At 70.5% G+C, this 19342-nt stretch carries 17 protein-coding genes and 1 pseudogene; 13 read left to right on the top strand and 5 right to left on the bottom strand.

The window, feature by feature from the left end; all coding sequences use genetic code 11:
- The first annotated feature begins 1 nt into the window (after position 1).
- From ACXJKD_RS01035 to ACXJKD_RS01020, 4 genes are read left to right on the top strand one after another with little or no spacing between them, the layout of a single operon-like run.
- Positions 2 to 1201, top strand: a complete 1200-nt coding sequence (locus tag ACXJKD_RS01035; RefSeq protein WP_457252465.1) for an AAA family ATPase — start codon at positions 2 to 4, stop codon at positions 1199 to 1201.
- The gene (locus ACXJKD_RS01030) at positions 1198 to 2568 is read left to right on the top strand and encodes a CpaF family protein (RefSeq protein WP_457252464.1); all 1371 of its coding nucleotides are present in this window, start codon (positions 1198 to 1200) and stop codon (positions 2566 to 2568) included. Before ACXJKD_RS01035 ends, ACXJKD_RS01030 begins: the two co-directional genes overlap by 4 nt.
- Positions 2568 to 4544, top strand: a complete 1977-nt coding sequence (locus ACXJKD_RS01025) for a type II secretion system F family protein (protein WP_457252463.1) — start codon at positions 2568 to 2570, stop codon at positions 4542 to 4544. Before ACXJKD_RS01030 ends, ACXJKD_RS01025 begins: the two co-directional genes overlap by 1 nt.
- Complete coding sequence (locus ACXJKD_RS01020) at positions 4544 to 5464, top strand: type II secretion system F family protein (protein WP_457252462.1); 921 nt, start codon at positions 4544 to 4546, stop codon at positions 5462 to 5464. Before ACXJKD_RS01025 ends, ACXJKD_RS01020 begins: the two co-directional genes overlap by 1 nt.
- 111 nt (positions 5465 to 5575) lie before the next feature.
- Here the strand turns inward: ACXJKD_RS01020 and ACXJKD_RS01015 are convergent, their stop codons facing one another.
- Positions 5576 to 6226 carry a response regulator transcription factor gene (locus ACXJKD_RS01015; RefSeq protein ID WP_056922824.1) on the bottom strand — a complete coding sequence of 217 codons (651 nt, stop codon included), beginning with the start codon at positions 6224 to 6226 and terminating at the stop codon, positions 5576 to 5578.
- A complete protein-coding gene (locus ACXJKD_RS01010) occupies positions 6223 to 7812 on the bottom strand; it encodes a sensor histidine kinase (protein ID WP_457252461.1) in 1590 nt (529 codons plus the stop codon). Before ACXJKD_RS01010 ends, ACXJKD_RS01015 begins: the two co-directional genes overlap by 4 nt.
- A gap of 150 nt (positions 7813 to 7962) precedes the next feature.
- Between ACXJKD_RS01010 and ACXJKD_RS01005 the strand changes: the two genes are divergently transcribed.
- The 8 genes and pseudogenes from ACXJKD_RS01005 to ACXJKD_RS00970 all read left to right on the top strand — a co-directional run bounded on the left by ACXJKD_RS01005 (position 7963) and on the right by ACXJKD_RS00970 (position 16702).
- Positions 7963 to 8793 (top strand): ComF family protein, encoded by an 831-nt coding sequence (locus ACXJKD_RS01005; protein ID WP_457252460.1) that lies wholly within the window; start codon positions 7963 to 7965, stop codon positions 8791 to 8793.
- Between the two features lie 292 nt (positions 8794 to 9085).
- Positions 9086 to 9736 (top strand): ribosome hibernation-promoting factor, HPF/YfiA family, encoded by a 651-nt coding sequence (gene hpf, locus ACXJKD_RS01000; protein ID WP_457252459.1) that lies wholly within the window; start codon positions 9086 to 9088, stop codon positions 9734 to 9736.
- An 80-nt stretch (positions 9737 to 9816) separates the two neighbouring features.
- Complete coding sequence (locus tag ACXJKD_RS00995) at positions 9817 to 10515, top strand: response regulator (RefSeq protein ID WP_457252458.1); 699 nt, start codon at positions 9817 to 9819, stop codon at positions 10513 to 10515.
- A gap of 17 nt (positions 10516 to 10532) precedes the next feature.
- On the top strand, positions 10533 to 11729 hold the full coding sequence (locus ACXJKD_RS00990) for a winged helix-turn-helix domain-containing protein (RefSeq protein WP_457252457.1): 1197 nt from the start codon (positions 10533 to 10535) through the stop codon (positions 11727 to 11729).
- 158 nt (positions 11730 to 11887) lie between these two features.
- On the top strand, positions 11888 to 13240 hold the full coding sequence (locus tag ACXJKD_RS00985) for an MFS transporter (protein ID WP_457252456.1): 1353 nt from the start codon (positions 11888 to 11890) through the stop codon (positions 13238 to 13240).
- Between the two features lie 44 nt (positions 13241 to 13284).
- Positions 13285 to 13587, top strand: coding sequence for a GNAT family N-acetyltransferase (locus ACXJKD_RS00980; protein WP_457252455.1), 303 nt, complete (start codon positions 13285 to 13287; stop codon positions 13585 to 13587).
- A 205-nt stretch (positions 13588 to 13792) separates the two neighbouring features.
- Positions 13793 to 16294: pseudogene (secA, locus tag ACXJKD_RS00975) on the top strand (preprotein translocase subunit SecA); the annotation flags it as partial.
- A 54-nt stretch (positions 16295 to 16348) separates the two neighbouring features.
- Positions 16349 to 16702: an SEC-C metal-binding domain-containing protein gene (locus ACXJKD_RS00970; RefSeq protein WP_457252821.1), complete on the top strand. Its 354-nt coding sequence runs from the start codon at positions 16349 to 16351 to the stop codon at positions 16700 to 16702.
- Between the two features lie 16 nt (positions 16703 to 16718).
- Here ACXJKD_RS00970 and ACXJKD_RS00965 read toward each other — a convergent pair whose 3' ends face one another.
- Positions 16719 to 17270: an Rv3235 family protein gene (locus ACXJKD_RS00965; protein ID WP_457252454.1), complete on the bottom strand. Its 552-nt coding sequence runs from the start codon at positions 17268 to 17270 to the stop codon at positions 16719 to 16721.
- Positions 17267 to 18118, bottom strand: a complete 852-nt coding sequence (locus ACXJKD_RS00960) for a LysM peptidoglycan-binding domain-containing protein (protein WP_457252453.1) — start codon at positions 18116 to 18118, stop codon at positions 17267 to 17269. The genes ACXJKD_RS00965 and ACXJKD_RS00960 overlap by 4 nt, the downstream gene beginning before the upstream one ends.
- Before the next feature lie 169 nt (positions 18119 to 18287).
- Here ACXJKD_RS00960 and ACXJKD_RS00955 point away from each other — a divergent pair, with 169 nt between their 5' ends.
- On the top strand, positions 18288 to 18860 hold the full coding sequence (locus ACXJKD_RS00955; protein ID WP_457252452.1) for a hypothetical protein: 573 nt from the start codon (positions 18288 to 18290) through the stop codon (positions 18858 to 18860).
- Here ACXJKD_RS00955 and ACXJKD_RS00950 read toward each other — a convergent pair.
- Positions 18851 to 19075 (bottom strand): helix-turn-helix domain-containing protein, encoded by a 225-nt coding sequence (locus ACXJKD_RS00950; protein WP_056922813.1) that lies wholly within the window; start codon positions 19073 to 19075, stop codon positions 18851 to 18853. The two genes, ACXJKD_RS00955 and ACXJKD_RS00950, sit on opposite strands and share 10 nt — an antisense overlap.
- Positions 19076 to 19342: the final 267 nt, after the last annotated feature.

Here is a 19342-nt window from a genome sequence, read left to right as displayed (position 1 = left end):
CATGACCCTCCTGTGGGACGCCGACCCGGGCGCCACCGAGCGCTATGACTTCGCTGTAGGTGCCATCAGTCGCTTCGAGACCCAGGCCACCATGGTCCGGGCGCTCGAGGACAACCCGACCGAGACGCTGGTCCTCATCGGTCCGGACGTCGACATGGATGCCGCCTGCCAGTTCGCCGAGCTCTGCCGCGTGGAGCGCCCCGAGCTCGGGGTGATCCTCCTGCGCCGGCGCATCGACGTGGCCGTGCTGGGTCAGTCCCTTCGTGCCGGCATCCGGGAGGTCATCACCTCTGATGACGTGACCGGTCTGGCCGATGCGGCGCGACGCAGCCGCGACCTCTCGACCCGGGTGCACGGGCACTCCGGAGAGTCCGCCGGCGCCAAGACCGCCCGTGTCGTCACGGTGTTCTCGGCCAAGGGCGGCGTGGGCAAGACGACCTTCGCGACGAACCTCAGTGCCTACCTGGCGTCGACCGGTTCGCGGGTGCTGCTGATCGACCTCGACCTCGCCTTCGGCGACGTCGGCATCAGCCTGCAGATGCTTCCCCAGAACTCGATCATCGACCTGGTGAGCATGGCCGGCAACATCGACGAGCAGGCCATCAAGGCCGTCGTCACCAAGCACGACAGCGGTCTCGAGGCGATCAGCGCTCCGGCCGAGCCGAGTGACGCGGACCGGGTGCCCGGCACCACCGTCGCCGAGCTCGTCCGGGTGGCCAAGCGCCACTACGACTACGTCATCCTCGACACCCCGCCGGCCTTCACCTCGCACGTCCTGGCGGCCTTCGACGACAGCGACCTGCTGATCCTCATCGCCACCCTCGACATCCCCGCGGTGAAGAACCTGCGCCTCACGCTCGACACCCTCGACCTGCTCGGCAACAAGAAGGAGTCACGCCTTGTCGTGCTCAACCGCTCCGACGCGAAGGTCGGACTCCGACCGGAGGACGTCGTCGCGGCCATCAAGCAGGACATCGCCGTGATGGTGCCGAACAGCACCGCCGTGCCGGCCTCGGTCAACCGGGGCGTGCCGATCATCCTCGACGAGCCCAAGCACGCGGTGAGCGTGGCCCTGCGCGACCTCGCCGACCGCTTCATCCGTGTCTCGGACACCCCGTCGGGTGCGTCCGACGCGCCTGCGTCGTCACAGCAGTCCCCCAAGGCCAGCCGCTGGTCCCTGTCGCGTGGAGGTAACCGATGAGCCTGGCCGACCGGCTCGAAAGCGTTCGTCGCAGCCAGGCGTCGGCGGTCGAGGCCAGCAGCGCCGCGCCTTCGGCCAACGAGCGGCCGCGCCTGATCGACCCCTTCGCCACCGTGAAGGCGAGTGTCCACCAGGCGCTGATGGACTCGCTGGGTCCGCAGCTCTACGACCCCCACCTCGACCAGAACGAGCTCGAGCAGAAGGTGCGCCACACCCTGCAGGAGGTCATCGACCACGAGGACACGCCCCTCTCGCTCGCCGACCGCACGCGGATCTCCCAGGAGGTCTCGGACGAGATCCTCGGTCACGGCCCGCTGGAGCCCCTGCTCCGCGACAGTGAGATCACCGAGATCATGGTGAACGGGCCTGACCAGATCTACGTCGAGCGCGCCGGCAAGCTGTACTCCGTCGACACCCACTTCGCCTCGGACGCCCACCTCCGTCGCACGATCGACAAGATCGTGGGTCGCGTGGGCCGGCGCGTGGACGAGGCGAGCCCGCTCGTGGACGCCCGTCTCCCTGACGGATCGCGTGTCAACGCGGTCATCCCGCCGATCGCCCTCGACGGGTCGCTGCTCACCATCCGTAAGTTCGCGACCGACCCGTTCACGGACAAGGACCTCATCGCCTTCGGCACCTTCACCCCGCAGGTCCGCGACTTCCTGTCGGCCTGCGTCCGTGGTCGCCGCAACATCATCATCTCCGGTGGTACCGGTTCGGGTAAGACGACCCTGCTCAACGTGGTGTCGTCCTTCATCCCCGCTGACGAGCGCATCGTCACGATCGAGGACGCCGCGGAGCTCCAGCTCCACCAGGACCACGTGCTGCGGCTGGAGTCACGCCCCTCCAACATCGAGGGTCGTGGCGAGATCGCCATTCGTGAGCTCGTGAAGAACTCCCTGCGTATGCGCCCCGACCGCATCGTCGTCGGTGAGTGCCGTGACGGCGCCGCCCTCGACATGCTCCAGGCCATGAACACCGGCCACGACGGCTCGCTCACGACCGTGCACGCCAACAGCCCGCGCGACAGCCTGTCCCGTCTCGAGACCATGGTGCTCATGGCCGGCGTGGACCTGCCCGTGCGAGCCATCCGCGAGCAGGTTGCCGGCGCCGTCGACATGGTCATCCAGCAGGCCCGCATGAAGGACGGCTCGCGTCGCGTCACCGCGATCAGCGAGGTGATCGGCATGGAGGGCGAGATCATCACCATGCAGGACCTGTTCACCTTCGACTACAGCGCCGGTCGTGACGAGCAGGGTCGCTTCCGCGGCGCGCTCAAGAGCAACGGGCTCCGTCCCAAGTTCGCCGACGACCTGCACGACCAGGGCATCGAGCTGCCGGCGGACCTCTTCATCAAGGGGTTCTGATGGTGCGTGGTACTCCGCGCGCCCTCCGCGCGCTCCTCACCGCGGGACTGGTCGGGCTCCTCGCCGCAGTCCCCGCGGTGGCCGCGGACGGCTCGGTCACGGTGACCGGGATCGAGGTCAAGTCCGGCAACCTGATCGGCCTCATCTCCTCGACGTCCGGGTCGGACATCGACCCCTCGCTCGACGTGACGGTGGCCGGCAAGACCTACCCGGTCGACGCGATCACCAGCGGCTCCGGCTCGCCGGTGGCACGGACGGCGATCATCGTCGTCGACACCAGCGGCTCCATGGGGGCGTCGGGGATGGCCACCGTGCGCTCGGCCGTCGCGGCGTTCCTCAAGAGCGTCCCGGAGGACGTGCGCATCGGTGTCGTCTCGTTCTCCGGCAAGGCCACGCTCAACCTGGCGCCGACGAGTGAGCAGGGCAAGGTGCAGACGGCCGTCAACGGCCTGACCGCCAGCGGTGAGACCGCGCTGTACGACGGGGTCAACCTTGCCGTCAAGACGCTCGGCACCAAGGGCGAGCGCAGCCTCCTGGTGCTCAGCGACGGTGGTGACACCGCGAGCAGCGCCACCCAGGCTTCCACCGTGGCGGCCCTGAAGAGTGCGAAGGTCCGCGCCGAAGCCGTCTCGTTCAAGTCCACCGACAGCAACGTGAGCGTCCTCCAGAGCTTCGCCAAGGCGGGCGGCGGCAGCGTCGTCTCCGCGGCCAACGCGGGCAGCGTGCAGAACGCCTTCACCTCGGCCGCCAAGACCCTCGCCTCACAGCTCAGCTTCTCCATGCCCCTCCCGGTCGGTGTCGGTGGCGCCCAGAACATCAAGATCTCCGGCAAGTCCAACGGCCAGCCGTTCGCGACGACCGCCCTGGTGGACTTCGGCGCGGGCGTGGCGGCACCGACGAAGGCGGGTTCCGACAACCGCCCGGTCGTCGGCCCCACCGAGGACCTCGTCAAGGCGGCACCCACGGCCACGGTCCTGCCGATCCTGGGCGTCTCCCCGATCCTGGGCGTCGCGATCGGCGCGGTCTTCCTGGCCCTGATGGTGCTGGTCATCTCGTTGGCGAGCTCGTCCTTCAAGTCCGGCCGCCGCACCCGGGTCGAGAACATCGACCGCTACGTCGCGGCCGGCACCGCTGCACTCGGCAAGGCCAAGTCGCGTCCGAACGTCATGTCCGAGAACCTCGTGTTCCTCGGCGAGCGGATGATGGAGGGCCGCAGCTCGACCAGCAAGACGATGGCCCACATCCAGCGTGCCGACCTGCCCCTGCGGGCGGGTGAGTGGTGGGTGCTGCGCATCGTGGCCGTGGTCGGCACGGTGGCCGCCTCGATGGTCTTCTTCCGTGGCGGACTCCTGGTGACCCTAGCGGCCGCGGTCGGCGGACTCGTCGTGGGCGTCTTCGGGCCGGCCTTCGTCCTGCGCTTCCTCTCCAACCGTCGGGGCAAGAAGTTCGACGGCCAGCTGCCCGACGTGCTCACCCTGGTGGCCAGCAGCCTGAGCACCGGCTTCTCGCTGCCCCAGGCCCTCGACGCGGTGGCCAAGGACGCCGCGGACCCGTCGGCCAAGGAGTTCGCCCGGGCGCTGGCCGAGACCCGCATCGGCTCGGACATCGCCGACTCACTGGAGCGGATGTCCGACCGCATGGACAGTGACAACATGCGGTGGACCTCGATGGCCATCCGGATCCAGCGGGAGGTCGGTGGCAACCTGGCCGAGACGCTGCGCACGACGGCCAAGACGCTCCGTGAGCGCGAGGAGCTCCGTCGGCACGTCAGGGCGCTGTCCGCGGAGGGCAGGCTCTCCGCCTACATCCTCGTGGCCCTCCCGATCGGCATCTTCTTCTACACGATGAAGACCAACCGGTCCTACATCGAGCTCCTCTGGACTCGACCGCTCGGCATCGGCATGATCATCGGCGGTCTCATTTCGCTCGGCATCGGCATGGCCTGGATGCGCAAAGTCGTGGATGTGAAGGTCTAATGGGAACAATTCTGCTGGTCATCGCGCTGGTCGCCATCGGCGGAGCCCTGGGCACCCTGGTGCTCGCCACGGGGCTCGGCGCTGGTCAGGCGACCGGGGTCGCCCGGTCGCTCGACCTCATCGAGCGGACCATCGACAAGCGGGAGGTGGGCAAGTCCGACCTCCCCGCCATGGAGCGCATCGTCGCCCCCATGCTCAACCAGACGCGGGCCCTCGCGCAGCGCCTGTCGCCCACCGGGGCCAACGACCGCATCGTGCGTCGGCTCAACCTGGCAGGCAACCCCGGCGCCTGGACGGTCGAGCGGGTGATGGGTGCCAAGGGCGTCGGTCTCCTCGTGGGCGCGGTCCTCGGGTTCACGCTGGGTGGCCAGGTCAGCGTGCGCGGCCTCGTCATCTGCGCCGCCGCTGCAGGGGCAGGGTTCTTCCTGCCCGACCTGCTGCTCATGAACACCGGCCAGAAGCGCCAGGAAGAGCTCCAGCGCGGTCTCGCCGACGCCCTCGACATGCTCACCGTCTGTGTCGAGGCCGGTCAGGGCTTCGACGCCGCGCTGCTGCAGGTCGCCCGCTCCACCACCGGGCCGATCTCGGGTGAGTTCGCCCGTGTGCTGTCGGAGATCCAGATCGGCAAGACCCGAGGGGCGGCCTTCTCCTCTCTGGCCGCCCGCACCACGGTCTCCGAGGCCAAGACCTTCGTGAGCGCCCTGGTCCAGGCCGACCGGCTCGGTCTGCCCATCGGCAACGTGCTGCGCGAGCAGTCCAACCAGATGCGTCTGGTGCGCCGTCAGCGCGCCGAGGAGAAGGCGATGAAGGTGCCGGTGAAGATCCTCTTCCCGATGCTCCTGTTCATCTTCCCCGCCCTGTTCATCGTCATCATCGGACCCGGCGCGATCCGCATCGCCGACACCTTCGGCAACATGTGAGCTGACGCCACCAGCCCGGACGACAGAAGGACCCCGCCGATCGGCGGGGTCCTTCTGTGTGCGGTGCGGCCACGGCATACCGCGGTCGCGTGGGTATGCCGCGTGGTCCGGTCAGTGGCGGGCGTGGCCCACCGACTCGGCCTTCACGAGCCCGAGGCGCAGGGCCGACATCACGGCGGAGGCGCGGTTGTGGGCGCCGAGCTTCTCGTAGACCTTGGAGACATGGGTCTTCACGGTCGACTCGCTCATGTAGAGCTTCTTGGCGACGGCCGCGATGGAGTCACCCGCGACGAGGCGGTCGAGCACCTCGGCCTCACGGGGGGTGAGCCGGGGCTTGTCGCTCGAGTCACGGCGACGCAGTGCCTCGGCGAGCCCGGTCGCCATGAAGGCGTCGGGCGCGACGGCGGCCCGACGGACCGCCGCGATGACCTCGTCGGAGGGGGCCGACTTCAGGACCAGGGCCGACGCGCCCAGGTCGAGCGCCTCCAGCAGGGTCTCGTCGTCGTTGTGCATGGTCAGGACCACGATGCCGAGCCGGGGCGAGGCCTCGCGTGCGGCGCGGGCCAGCACGAGGCCGGAGCCGTCAGGCATCGACACGTCGACGACGAGCACGTGGATGAGGTTCTGGGCGAGGACGGTGCGCCCTTCGGCGATCCCGCCGGCCTGGCCGACGACGGCGAGGTCGGGCTCGCTGTCGATCATGCGGCAGACGGCTTCGCGGACGAGGGTGTGGTCGTCGATCACCACGACGTTGATGGTCATGAGGGCTGGGGGATCCTTTCGTTGGACAGCGTTGCTGAGGGAGCGGCGCCACGGGCACGCATGCGCATGCGAAGGGCGACGCCTTCAACGCCGAAGGGTTCGATGGTGATCTCCCCGCCGAGACCGAGCAGGGGGTGGTCGCCGAAGTCGCGTTCGGTGAGGGCGCTGGTGCCGTCGTGGGCCATCCACAGCTCCACCCTCGGGGCTGCGACGTTGAGGCGCACCTCGACGGTCTCGGCGTTCAGGGAGTGCCGGGCGTCGGCGAGCATTCGCAGGAACAGTCGGTAGATCAGGACCTCGGTGTGGGCCGGCAGCCGGAACCCGGTCTCGCTGAGGTGCATGCGGGTGGTCACCCCGGACGAGGAACCGAAGTTCTGGAGCCGGGCGCCGATCATCGCGCCGAGCCCGGTGTCGGGGCGCACGGCGATCCGCAGATCGGCGATGTGCAGCCGCAGGTCACCCAGGACCCGCGACACGTCGACGCGCAGGGCGTCCAGCTCGTCGGCGATGGGGGAGTCGGCGCCACGGGCCTTGCGCCGCACGGCGTCGATGCCGAAGCCGAGCGCGACCATCTCCTGGGCGATCCCGTCGTGCATCTCCCGGGCCAGCCGCTCACGCTCCTCGAGCCCGGCGCGCTCGCGCAGGCCGGCGAAGAGCACGGAGAGGTCGATGTTGGCGGCGTGTCGGTCGGCCACGCCCTGGGCCGCCACGAGGTCCTCCTCGCGGAACGGCGTGACCAGGGGCCGGTCGGCGACGAGGAGGCCGAGGCGGTCGCCCTTGTCGTCGTTGAGGGGCACGACGATCACCGAGCGGGCGACGAGGTCGTCCTTCCACTCCGCGAGCGTCGCCTCGCCGCGGCGCCAGGTCCACGCGAGGACCGAGTCCTGCTCCATGGGGTCGGGCCAGGGCGTGCGGTCGGCGCCACGGATCGCGAGCGGCACCGCCGGGTTGTCGCCGTAGCCGACGAGGATCGCGCTGCGCGCCGAGCGCATCTGGTTGCTGAGGTCCTGGAGCGCCATCTCGGCCGACCCGGGCGCGTCGAAGCCGGTGTCGAGGGTGTCGGCGAGCTCGTGCAGCCGACGCAGCAGCAGGCTCGCCTCGGCGGCCACGTTGGCGTCGGGGACGACCTCCTCCGGCTCGAGCTCACGAGACCAGGCCCCGAGCAGCCCGAAGAGCACGGCCAACAGTGACGCGAGGGTGATCAGCTGGGACTCCGGCGGCGTCAACCGGTTGAGCCACCACGAGGTGGCGAGGGCGACGACCAGGCCCACCAGCGGGGCGGAGAAGGCTCCGGTGCGGGCGAACCGCGATCCTGCGTGGTAGGCCGGGATGAGGATGAGGAGCTTGGACCAGGAGCCCTCGCTGCCCATGCCGATCCCTGCGGAGACGACGCCCACGACCAGCAGCGCGATGAGCTGGGTGTGGCGGAACGCGCCCTGGATGACGGTGAGGTAGCCGAGGCTCGCCGCGGCGAGGTCGAGCGTCACCACGAGCAGGATCCACGGCAGGGCCGTGACGAAGCTGTGGTCGATGTAGGCGAACATCGCCGCCACGGCGGCCATCGACAGGCGGAGACGGGTGGACACGGCAAGATGGGGCAGCCAACGCATACACGCCTCCCGTCTCACGTCCCCGGCGCCCAGCAGTTGTCCACAGGCCGAAGCCCAGACTAGTCGTGTCCACACGCTTGTGCTGCCCAATCAGCGGCAACACACCGTCGAGCCCACGATGTGGCCATGCCGCTCGAGACCCCGTGGTCCGGCCCGGTCGGAGCCRTCCGTGCCCTCCGCGCCCTGACCGACCTCGCGCTCCCCGTCGGCTGCGCCGCGTGCGGGCGGCCGGACCACGTCGTGTGTCCCGCCTGCGAGGCCGACGTCGCAGCCTCGTTGTGGCCGGGCGGCCCCAGGGCCGTGCGGCCGCGACCGGTGCCGGCGGGCCTCCCGCCCGTGCACAGTGCAGGCCGGTATGCCGGGTCGCTGGCCGCCTTCGTCGCCGCCTACAAGGACGACGGCCGCCGCGACTGCCTCGGTCTGCTGGGAGCGCTGCTCGCCCGCTCGCTGGACGCGGCGGTCGCGGGGTGTCCGGAGCTCCTCGCGCGGTGGCGACGGGGTGACGGCCCGGTGCTCGTCGTGCCGGTCCCGTCCTCGGCCGCCGCTCGTCGCCGGCGCGGCGACGCACCGCTGCGGGCCCTGGTCGACCGCGCCGTCACCGGCTTCGGCCCGACCGAGGCGCTCCTCGCCGACGCCCTCGGGGCCCGGCGTCGGGTGGCCGACCAGGCCGGCCTCGGCGCGCGGGAGCGAGCCGTCAACCTCGAGCACGCCCTGGCGGTCCGACCACACTGGGAGTCCGTGGTCGCGGGCGCGGCATGTGTCGTGGCCGACGACGTCCTGACCACCGGATCGACTCTGGTCGAGGCCGCCCGGGCGCTGCGGGCGGCGGGCGCGACCGTGGTCGTGGGCGCCACGATCTGTGCCACCCAGCGGCGTTCCGGAGGCCGGACGGGGTCGCCGTCCCACGGGTTGGACTGGCGCCCGAGCGCCGGTTTCGCTGCGTCCCGAAGCCCGTGAGCACGGCATACAGGTGGCGCACCAGAGACTCCGGGCAAACGTTGAACCAATCCTTGTGTCGCAAACCTCCGGCGTGGTCTACCGTCGGTACATGGCCCCCCTGGCCCCCGTGCACGTCACGCGAACAGGGCGCCTCGGACGCGGTCCGAAGGGCGCTCTGCGGCAGGGAGCGGAGCCGCCGGACACGCCGACCACAGGGTGCTTCCGCACGCCGGCGGGGAGGTGCTGCCGCGGCTGACCACCGGGCCGCGCAGCCCGACCCACACTCCCGCCGAACCCATGGAGGAACACCGTGGAGATTGTCGTCACCGGACGCCACATGCAGGTCTCAGACCGATTCCGTGACCACCTCGACGAAAAGCTCGCCAAGATCCCGCAGCTCGCCCCCCGGGTGCAGCGCGTGGATGTCATCGTGAGCCATGAGCCCAACAAGCGGCAGGCGAAGTCCTGCGAACGGGTCGAGATCACCTGTCACGTGAAGGGCCCGATCGTGCGGGCCGAGGCATGTCTTGACGACAAGTACGCGGCGCTCGACCTGGCGCTGGACAAGCTGATGGAACGCCTCAGGCGGGCCCAGGACCGCAAGCGGGTGCACCGCGGGAGGCACGCACCCGAGTCGGTGGCCGCTGCGACGGCGCGGATCCGGGAGCCCGGTGAGCAGGCCGGCGAGGACCACGTCCACGACGGCCTCGACGGTGACGGTGACCGGTTCGGCACGCAGGGCAACTCGCCGGTCGAGATCCGCGAGAAGATCCACGCGACCGTGCCGATGGCGCTCGACCAGGCGGTCCGCGAGATGGAGCTCGTCGGCCACGACTTCTACCTCTACCACGACGAGGACACCGGTCAGCCGAGCGTCGTCTACCGCCGCAGGGGCTGGTCCTACGGCGTGATCCACCTCGACGTCACCGAGGACGAGGGCGCTGAGCGCAAGGTCTCCTGACCTGAGACGACGACGACACCGGGCGGACCCGACAGGGCATTTCGTCCGGTGTCGTCCTCGTGCATGACAGTATGTGCTCCGTGACGAATGGGGACGGTGGTCAGAGCGGTGTCGACCCGATCAGGGTCGTCATCGCGGACGACCACGTCCTCTACCGCCGGGGCCTGCAGATGGTGGTGTCGCAGGACCACGACATCGAGATCGTCGGCGAGGCCGGCGACGGCAAGGAAGCCGTCGACCGCACGGTCGAGCTGCTGCCCGACGTCGTGCTGATGGACGTTCGGATGCCCCACACCTCGGGCATCCAGGCCTGCCAGACCATCAAGGCGCTCGTGCCGTCGACCAAGATCATCATGCTGACGATGTCCGACGAGGAGTCCGACCTCTACGAGGCGGTCAAGGCCGGCGCCAACGGCTACCTGCTCAAGGACGTGCCGGGTGAGGAGATCGCCGACGGCGTGCGCGCGGTCTTCAACGGCGACTCCCTGCTCTCGCCCTCGATGGCCTCCAAGCTGCTCGCCGAGTTCGCCCACATGAGCAAGCGCCAGGGTGAGCGTCCCAGCGGCGTCGGCGCCCCGCGGCTGACCGACCGCGAGCTCGAGGTGCTGCGGCTCGTAGCCCGGGGCCTGGCCAACAAGGAGATCGCCCACCAGCTCTTCATCTCCGAGAACACCGTGAAGAACCACGTGCGCAACATCCTCGAGAAGCTGCAGCTCCACTCGCGGATGGAGGCGGCCATGTACGCCGTCCGCGAGAACCTCCTCGAACCCGGCGAGTGACCAGCGACGCACCGGTAGTGACGACCCCCTCCCCGGTGCGCCTGACGCGCGCCCAAGCGCGACGGATCGCCCTGGCCGCCCAGGGCTTCGCCGAGCCGCGCCCCGCGCCCGGCGCCGTCACGATGCGGCACGTCCAGCGCGTCATCGACCGCGTGCAGGTCATCCAGATCGACAGCGTCAACGTCCTCACCCGCAGCCAGTACCTGCCCTTCTTCTCGCGGCTCGGCCCCTACGACACCGCCCTGCTCGACCGGGCGCGCGACCGCGCCCCCCGGCGGCTGGTGGAGTACTGGGCCCACGAGGCCAGCCTGATCCCGCCCGCGACGTGGCCACTCCTCGACTTCCGGATGCGGCGCGCCCTGGAGGACTCGTGGGGCGGGATGCAGCACGTCGCGCGCGAGCACCCCGAGCTGGTCGCCGCGGTGCTGGCCGAGGTCGGCGCTCGGGGTCCGATCACGTCGCGGGGCCTGGAGGCCGCGCTCGAGCACGACCTCCCGCGCCAGCGTGACGAGTGGGGCTGGAACTGGTCGCTGGTCAAGAACGCCCTCGAACACCTCTTCTGGGCCGGCCAGATCACCAGCGCCGGCCGCACCAGCCAGTTCGAGCGACGGTATGCCGCGCTCGGCCGCGTCCTGCCCGGTCACCTCGCCGCCGAGGTCGCCGACCCCGCCGCCAGGCCCCCGCACGATGTCGCCTTCCGGGAGCTCATCCTGATCGCGGCCCGGGCCCACGGGGTGGGCACGGAGCAGTGCCTGCGCGACTACTTCCGACTCAAGCCGGAGCAGGCCAGGCCCGCCCTCGACTCCCTCGTCGCCGAGGGGGCCCTCGTGCCGGCCACGATCGAGGGGTGGAAGCGACCGGCCTACCTGCACCCGGAGGCGCGCCGGCCACGGAAGGTGCAGGCCCAGGCGCTGCTCAGCCCGTTCGACTCGCTCATCTGGCAGCGGGACCGCACCGCCGCGATCTTCGGCATGGACTTCCGGCTCGAGATCTACGTGCCCGCCCACCTGCGGGTGCACGGCTACTATGTGCTGCCGTTCCTGTTCGGCGACGCCCTGGTGGCCCGCTGTGACCTCAAGGCCGACCGGGCGGCCGGGGTGCTTCGGGTGCAGGCCGTCCACTGGGAGGCGGGCGCCACGGACGCTGCCCGGGCCGCCCTCGACGACGAGCTCGCGCTGATGGCCGGCTGGCTGGGCCTGGCAGCCGTCGCCTGACCCGTCGCTACCCCATGCAAAAGGCGAGTTAGCGCCGGATGGGCGGCGCTAACTCGCCTTTTGCATTGAATAGCGGCGGGGTGGTGGTGGCGGGATCCGGGTGGGGGTTGTCCGGAATGCGCTGTCGACTGGCAGCAGATGGCAGATAGCATGCGACAGTGACGATTCCTGCCGCCACCCAGGCGACGACCCCGACCCGACGGCCACGCGTTCACCGGGCCTGGTGGGTGGCTGCGGTGATCCTCGGCGCCCTCGTGGCCGCCGCCGGCTTCCGCTCCTCCACCGGGGCCCTGCTCGAGCCGCTCGAGTCCGAGTTCGGCTGGTCGCGGGCCACCACGTCGGGTGCGGTGACGGCCAACTTGGTGATCTACGGGCTGACCGCGCCGTTCGCGGCGGCCCTGATGGAGCGGTTCGGCCTGCGCAGGGTGGTCTGCCTCGCGCTCGTCCTCGTGGCCCTGGGCAGCGGGCTCACCACCGTGATGACCGACCCGTGGCAGCTCTGGCTGCTCTGGGGGGTGTTCGTCGGCGTCGGGGCGGGCGCGATGGCACTCGTGCTGGGGGCGATCGTCGCGAACCGGTGGTTCGTGGAGTCGCGCCGCGGCCTGGTCACCGGGGTGTTCTCCGCGGCCGGCGCGGCCGGCCAGCTGGTCTTCCTGCCGGGCATCGCTGCCCTGGCCGCCGGGCCGGGCTGGCGCTGGTCGGCGCTCGTGGTCACCGGCGCGGCCCTGCTGCTGGTGCCGCTGGTGCTGCTCGTCGTCCGCGACCGGCCCGCGGATCTCGGCCTGCGGCCCCTGGGGGCGCGCCCGGGTGAGGCGCTCGACGAGCCCGCCACGCGGCATACCGGGTCGCAGGTGGGGCCGGCCAGGCTCGCGGTATGGACGCTGCGCGAGAGCACGCGTTCGCGCACGTTCTGGATCCTCGTCGGCACCTTCTGGATCTGCGGCTGGTCCACGAACGGGCTGATCGGCACGCACTTCATCCCCGCGGCCCACGACCACGGCATGCCCGAGACCACGGCGGCCGGGCTGCTCGCCCTGATCGGCGTCTTCGACCTGGTCGGCACGATCGCCTCCGGCTGGCTCACCGACAAGGTGGACCCGCGGCTGCTGCTCTGCGGCTACTACGGGTTCCGCGGGCTCGCCCTGCTCTTCGTACCCGCCCTGCTCGGTCCGGACATCCACCCGAACCTGTTCATCTTCATCATCTTCTACGGGCTCGACTGGGTGGCCACGGTGCCGCCCACGATCGCCCTGTGCCGCCGGCACTTCGGGGTCGCGCGCTCGGGGGTCGTGTTCGGCTGGGTCTTCGCCTCCCACATGGTCGGGGCCGGGGTCGCGGCGAGCTATGCCGGCTGGGTGCGGCAGAGCACGGGCGACTACTTCACCGCCTGGCTGACGGCCGGGGGCCTCTGCCTGTTCGCAGCGCTCGCCTGCCTGGCGATCTCGCGGTCACCCGAGCGCGGCTCGTGGAGCTCCGAGGGGGAGGACGCCGAGGTGGGTGCGGTCGCCTGAGGGTCGCCGACGGGCTGCGTTGACAGTCGTGCTTGGCTTGGCGCATGACGGACCCTGGAACCTCGGACATCGTGGTCACCGACAACCCGGCCGAGCACCGCTACGAGGCCCGCGTCGACGGCGCGCTCGCGGGGTTCTCGGCCTACCGGTTCAAGGGCGCGCACATCGTCTTCACGCACACCGAGGTGGACGACGCCTTCGCCGGAGAGGGCGTCGGTGGGGTGCTGGCCAGGGGTGCGCTCGACGACGTCCGGGCCCGGGCCGAGCACGACGTCGTCGCACTGTGCCCCTTCATCTCCGCGTGGATCGCCCGGCACCCCGACTACCAGGACCTCGTCGCCCCGTAGCGTCCTCGTCGGAACCGCGAACGGGCCCGGCACGTTCGCCCGTGGGGAGCGTTCCCCGCCCGCGCGTCCACGTCGTCGCGTCGACTCGACTAGCCTAGGTCGGGCCGTTGCCACCCGGATGACCACGGCTGCGAACTTCCGGGCGTAGCAGGAGATCAAAAACTTCCGGGCGTAGCAGGAGATCAGAAACTTCAGGAGATGTTGCGTGTCCAAGATCGTCGAAAAGCTGCTGCGTGCCGGTGAGGGACGCATCCTCAAGAAGCTCCACGGGATCGCCGCCCAGGTGAACTCGATCGAGGAGGACTTCGCCGCGCTCACCGATGCCGAGCTGCGGGCCGAGACCGATGTCTTCCGCAAGCGCCTCGCTGACGGCGAGACCCTGGACGACCTGCTCCCGGAGGCGTTCGCGGCGGTCCGCGAGGCGTCCAAGCGGACCCTCGGCAAGCGTCACTTCGACGTGCAGCTCATGGGTGGTGCCGCGCTCCACCTCGGCAACGTCGCCGAGATGAAGACCGGTGAGGGCAAGACCCTCGTCGCGACCCTGCCGTCCTACCTCAACGCCCTGGAGGGCAAGGGCGTCCACGTGGTCACGGTCAACGACTACCTCGCCGAGTATCAGTCCGAGCTGATGGGCCGCGTGCACCGCATGCTGGGCCTCGAGACCGGGGTCATCCTCGCGTCGATGACGCCGGAGGAGCGTCGCGCCGAGTACGCCAAGGACATCACCTACGGCACGAACAACGAGTTCGGCTTCGACTACCTGCGCGACAACATGGCCTGGTCGGTCGACGAGCTCGTCCAGCGCGGCCACAACTTCGCGATCGTCGACGAGGTCGACTCCATCCTCATCGACGAGGCGCGCACGCCGCTCATCATCAGCGGTCCCGCCGACGCGGCCACCAAGTGGTACACCGAGTTCTCCAAGATCGTCGACCGGCTGACCCGGGGCGAGCTCGAGTCCGGTGAGGGCGACTACGAGGTCGACGAGAAGAAGAAGACCGTCGGCGTCCTCGAGGCCGGCATCGCCAAGGTCGAGGACTACCTCGGCATCGACAACCTCTACGAGTCCGTCAACACCCCGCTGATCGGCTACCTCAACAACGCCATCAAGGCGAAGGAGCTGTTCAAGCGCGACAAGGACTACGTCAACATGAACGGCGAGATCCTCATCGTCGACGAGCACACCGGCCGCATGCTCGCCGGCCGTCGCTACAACGAGGGGATGCACCAGGCGATCGAGGCGAAGGAGGGCGTCGAGATCCAGAACGAGAACCAGACGCTCGCCACGATCACCCTGCAGAACTACTTCCGCATGTACGACACCCTCTCGGGCATGACCGGTACGGCCCAGACCGAGGCCGCCGAGCTCAACTCGATCTACAAGCTGGGCGTCGTCCCGATCCCGACCAACCGCCCCATGGTGCGCAAGGACCAGGCCGACCTCGTCTACCGCACCGAGGAGGCGAAGTTCAACGCCGTCGTCGACGACATCGCGCAGCGGTATGCCGAGGGGCAGCCCGTGCTCGTCGGTACCGTCTCGGTCGAGAAGAGCGAGTACCTCTCGGACCAGCTGCGCCGCAAGGGTGTCCCGCACGAGGTCCTCAACGCCAAGCAGCACGAGCGGGAGGCCGCGATCGTGGCGCAGGCCGGTCGCAAGGGCGCTGTCACGGTGGCGACCAACATGGCCGGTCGAGGCACCGACATCATGCTCGGTGGCAACCCCGAGTTCATGGCGGTCGCGACGCTCAAGCAGCAGGGCCTCGACCCGGTGGAGACGCCGGAGGAGTACGAAGCCGCCTGGGACGCCGCGCTCGTCAAGGCCGAGGAGGCCGTGCAGGCCGAGCACGACGAGGTGACCGATCTCGGTGGCCTCTACGTGCTGGGCACCGAGCGCCACGAGTCGCGCCGCATCGACAACCAGCTGCGTGGACGCTCCGGTCGCCAGGGTGACCCGGGTGAGTCGCGCTTCTACCTCTCGCTCCAGGACGACCTCATGCGGCTGTTCAACGCCGCGATGGTCGACCGGTTCATGACCACGGCCAAGATGGAGGACGAGGTCCCGATCGAGTCCAAGATGGTCAGCCGCTCGATCCAGAGCGCGCAGGGGCAGGTCGAGGGTCGCAACTTCGAGATCCGCAAGAACGTCCTGAAGTACGACGACGTCCTCAACCGCCAGCGCACGGTGATCTACGACGAGCGCCGCCGCGTCCTCGAGGGCGAGGACCTGCACGAGCAGATCCGGCACTTCATCAACGACGTCGTGGGCGGCTACGTCGACGCCGAGACCGCCGACGGGTTCGCGGACGACTGGGACCTCGATCGCCTCTGGACCGCGCTCAAGACCCTGTACCCCGTGTCGGTGACGCCCCAGGACGTCCTGGAGGCGGCCGACGGGTCGCTGACCCGCGACAGCCTGCGGGAGGTCATCACCTCTGACGCGCACCACGCCTATGACGAGCGCGAGGCGCTGCTCGGCGCCGAGGTCATGCGTGAGGTCGAGCGCCGGGTCGTGCTGTCCGTGCTGGACCGCAAGTGGCGCGAGCACCTCTACGAGATGGACTACCTCCAGGAGGGCATCGGCCTGCGGGCGATGGCCCAGCGCGACCCGCTGGTCGAGTACCAGCGCGAGGGCTTCCAGCTGTTCGAGGCGATGAACGAGTCCATCAAGGAGGAGTCGGTCGGCTACCTCTTCAACGTGCAGGTCGATGTCGACCAGCCCGAGGAGCAGGCTCCCGCGCTCCAGCCGGTCAGCGTCTCCGACATGCTCGCCGGGTCGGGGCTGTCGTCCGCCGCCGAGGTCGACGAGCCCGTGGACACCTCGGCCATCTCGAGCAACGGTGGTCAGGCCGCGGAGGCAGACCTGGTGCCCGCCGAGTCCGCCGCCGCGACGGCCGACAAGCACCCGACCTTCCGGGCCAAGGGACTCGAGCAGCCGGAGCGTCGTCCGCAGCAGCTGCAGTACTCCGCGCCGAGCGAGACCGGCGACGTGGAGCACCGGGCGGTGGGCTCCGCCAACGACACGCTCAGCGAGGACCAGCTCAAGGGCGCGTCCCGCAACGGCCCGTGCCCCTGCGGTTCGGGCAAGAAGTTCAAGATGTGCCACGGGAAGCCGTGACGCCGACGTCCTGACCTCAGCCGACCTGGAGGGCCTCGACCCGCCAGCGCCCGTCGATGCCCACGAGCCGGAAGGCCAGCGCGCGGACCCGTCCGCCGTCGACCACGACGGCGCTGGCCTCCGCCACCCCGTCAGCCGGCTCGCAGACGCGGACACCACGCACCACCGTGCGCCGCGCCGACCCGGCACCACGCCGGGCTGACACGGCCGCGCGGCGGGCGACGGCGGCATACACCTCCGGGGTGGTCCAGCGGAGCACCTGTGGCGCGGGACGCGCTCCGGCCATCACCTCGACGAGTCCCTGGGCGATGTGGCCGGCCCACGGTCGGGGGTCGGGGAGGTCGTCGCGCCGGGTCGGGCGTTCGCCGAAGAGCTGTTCGTCGGTCATCGAGTCGAAGTCGACGGCGAGCGCGTCCTGCACGTAGCGCGACGTCCTGCCGTCCTCGGGCACCCAGGACTCGAGCTCGCTGAGCACGGGTGGCCGGGTGCGGGGAGCCGGGACGATCCGCAACGGCGTCAGCCGTCCGGGCGCCGTCGTGGGGTCCTCGGCGCGCGGCGCGGGGCTCACGGGTGGGCCCCCGCGGGCGCGCGGAGCACCTGTCCGGGCCGGAGGATGCCGGGGTCGGGACCGATGACGTCGCGGTTGGCTGCGTACCAGCGCGGCCACGCGGCGGCGACCTCCGTGTCGGTGGCGCCGGGGCCGAGATGCCTGCGGGCGATGGTCCACAGCGAATCACCCCGGTGGACGACGACCTCGGCCGAGGGCGGTGCGCCCGCCCCGGTCACGAGGCGGGCCACGGTGACGGGGGTGTCCACCGGCCGCGATGGTGTCCACCCCGGCTCGGGGACGGAAGGCACGGACGCGGGCGGCTCGGGGCTGGACGATGTGGGGCTGAACGGTGTGGCCGCCGGCACCGAGGGCGCGGGCGCGGGGAGCGTGACGGCAAACCCGGGAGAGCGTTCCGGAGGGGTGCCGTGCCCGCCCGAGCCGCCCACCGAGCCGCCCACCGAGCCGCCCACCGAGCCGCCGCCGACTGAGCCGGCAGCGGTGCCCGGCGCCAGGGTGGCGCCCAGGGCCGCACCGACCAGGAGGGCGGCGACCCGTCTCGTCGCCGCTGGCGCCAGGGTGCGCGACCACCGTCGAGCCGGGTCCCCGAGCCGGCCCGGGAGGTGGGCCGCGCAGGCGACGGTGGTGCTGACCACGAGCCACCCACCGAGCAGCACGCAGGCGGTCAGCACGACCAGCACGACGGCCTCGTCGAGGCTCGCGGGTCCGGGGGCGCGCACCACCCGCCACGCGCTCCTCGCGGCCCCCAGGGCGAGCAACTCCAGCACGACCAGCGCACCGATCACGGCGACCGGTCTCAGGCCGGCGCCGATCCTGCGGCGCCGGCTCCCGAACTCGTTGAGCACCATCCACACCCCCAGTGGTGACTTGCCTTTTGTTGTTTACCTGTGTTTGCGTGTGGTTGACACAGTTTGAAGGTAACAACGTGAGCCGGCCGTGGCAAGGCCTGCGCGGGATCGTCTGACCCATCGGGACGGGCGGACGGCCCCACGGGCAGGACGGAGCAAGGGAGGGCCGATGCGCTGGGACGACCTGTTCGCCGACCTGGGGGCGCAGTGGGACGCGGAGGCGCGGCGCGAGCTGGATGGTGAGGTGGCCGACCGCACGCGGCGCGAGCGGGCGCTGGTGGGCCTGCCCGACCGGTTGGCGGCGGCCCTCGGCGAGCGGGTGGCGCTGACGGTGCGCGTGGTCGGCTCGCTCCCCGGGCGGGTCCTCGAGGTGGGCGACGGGTGGCTGTTGCTGGCCACCGAAGCCGGCGGCCTGGCGCTCGTGCCGTTCACCGCGGTGACGGGGGTGGCCGGCCTCCCGCTACGGGTCGTCGGCACCAGTCAAGGGCGCCGGTTCGGCCTCGGTTACGCGCTCCGGGGGCTGAGCCGAGACCGCGCCACCGTGCTCGTGACCGACCTCGACGGGGTGGTGGTGAGCGGCACCATCGATGCGGTGGGTCGCGACGTGCTCGAGCTGAGCGAACATGCCCCGGACCTGCCCCGCAGGGCGGAGAACGTCACCGGGCGTCGCCTCGTGCCGTTCTCCGCGGTGGTGCTGGTGCGCCCGGCCCGATCGGCCGGGGCGCACCAGGGTCAGTCCTGACCCTGGCCGAACGGGTGGGCGGCGACGAAGGTCTTGGTCTCGCTGTACATCCGCTGGATGTACCCCTCGAGCTCGGCCACCTCGACGCGCCACTGTCCGCGCCCGCCGACCTTGATCGCCGGCAGCTCGCCGGACCGGACGAGTGCGTATGCCTGAGCTGACGAGATGTCGAGAACTTCCGAGACCTCGGAAAGCTGAATGAATCGCTTTGCCACGTTCTTCCCCTCTTCTTCCGCCAGTCGCCTTGACTGGGAGCAGACCTTCCCTTGACCGAATTTTTACCATGTTCTTGTGGCTGCGTCTGTTCGTTGGACAGATTCTGGCATCTATAGCCGTTTGGGGGAGTTGGCCTCCCGACCTTGTGGATGACCCACGAACCTGTGGACTGACCGGGGCTGGGTCGCTCGCGACGCGCCATGATGACCGCTCCGGTGCGCATGTTTGCCCCGGTCAGCAGCCGACGAGCACGTGTTGATGAAGGG

It is taken from the genome of Pedococcus sp. P5_B7 (assembly GCF_054049895.1).
Note: the sequence above shows the minus strand (reverse complement) of the source record. Positions and strands in the feature narration are given on the sequence as shown.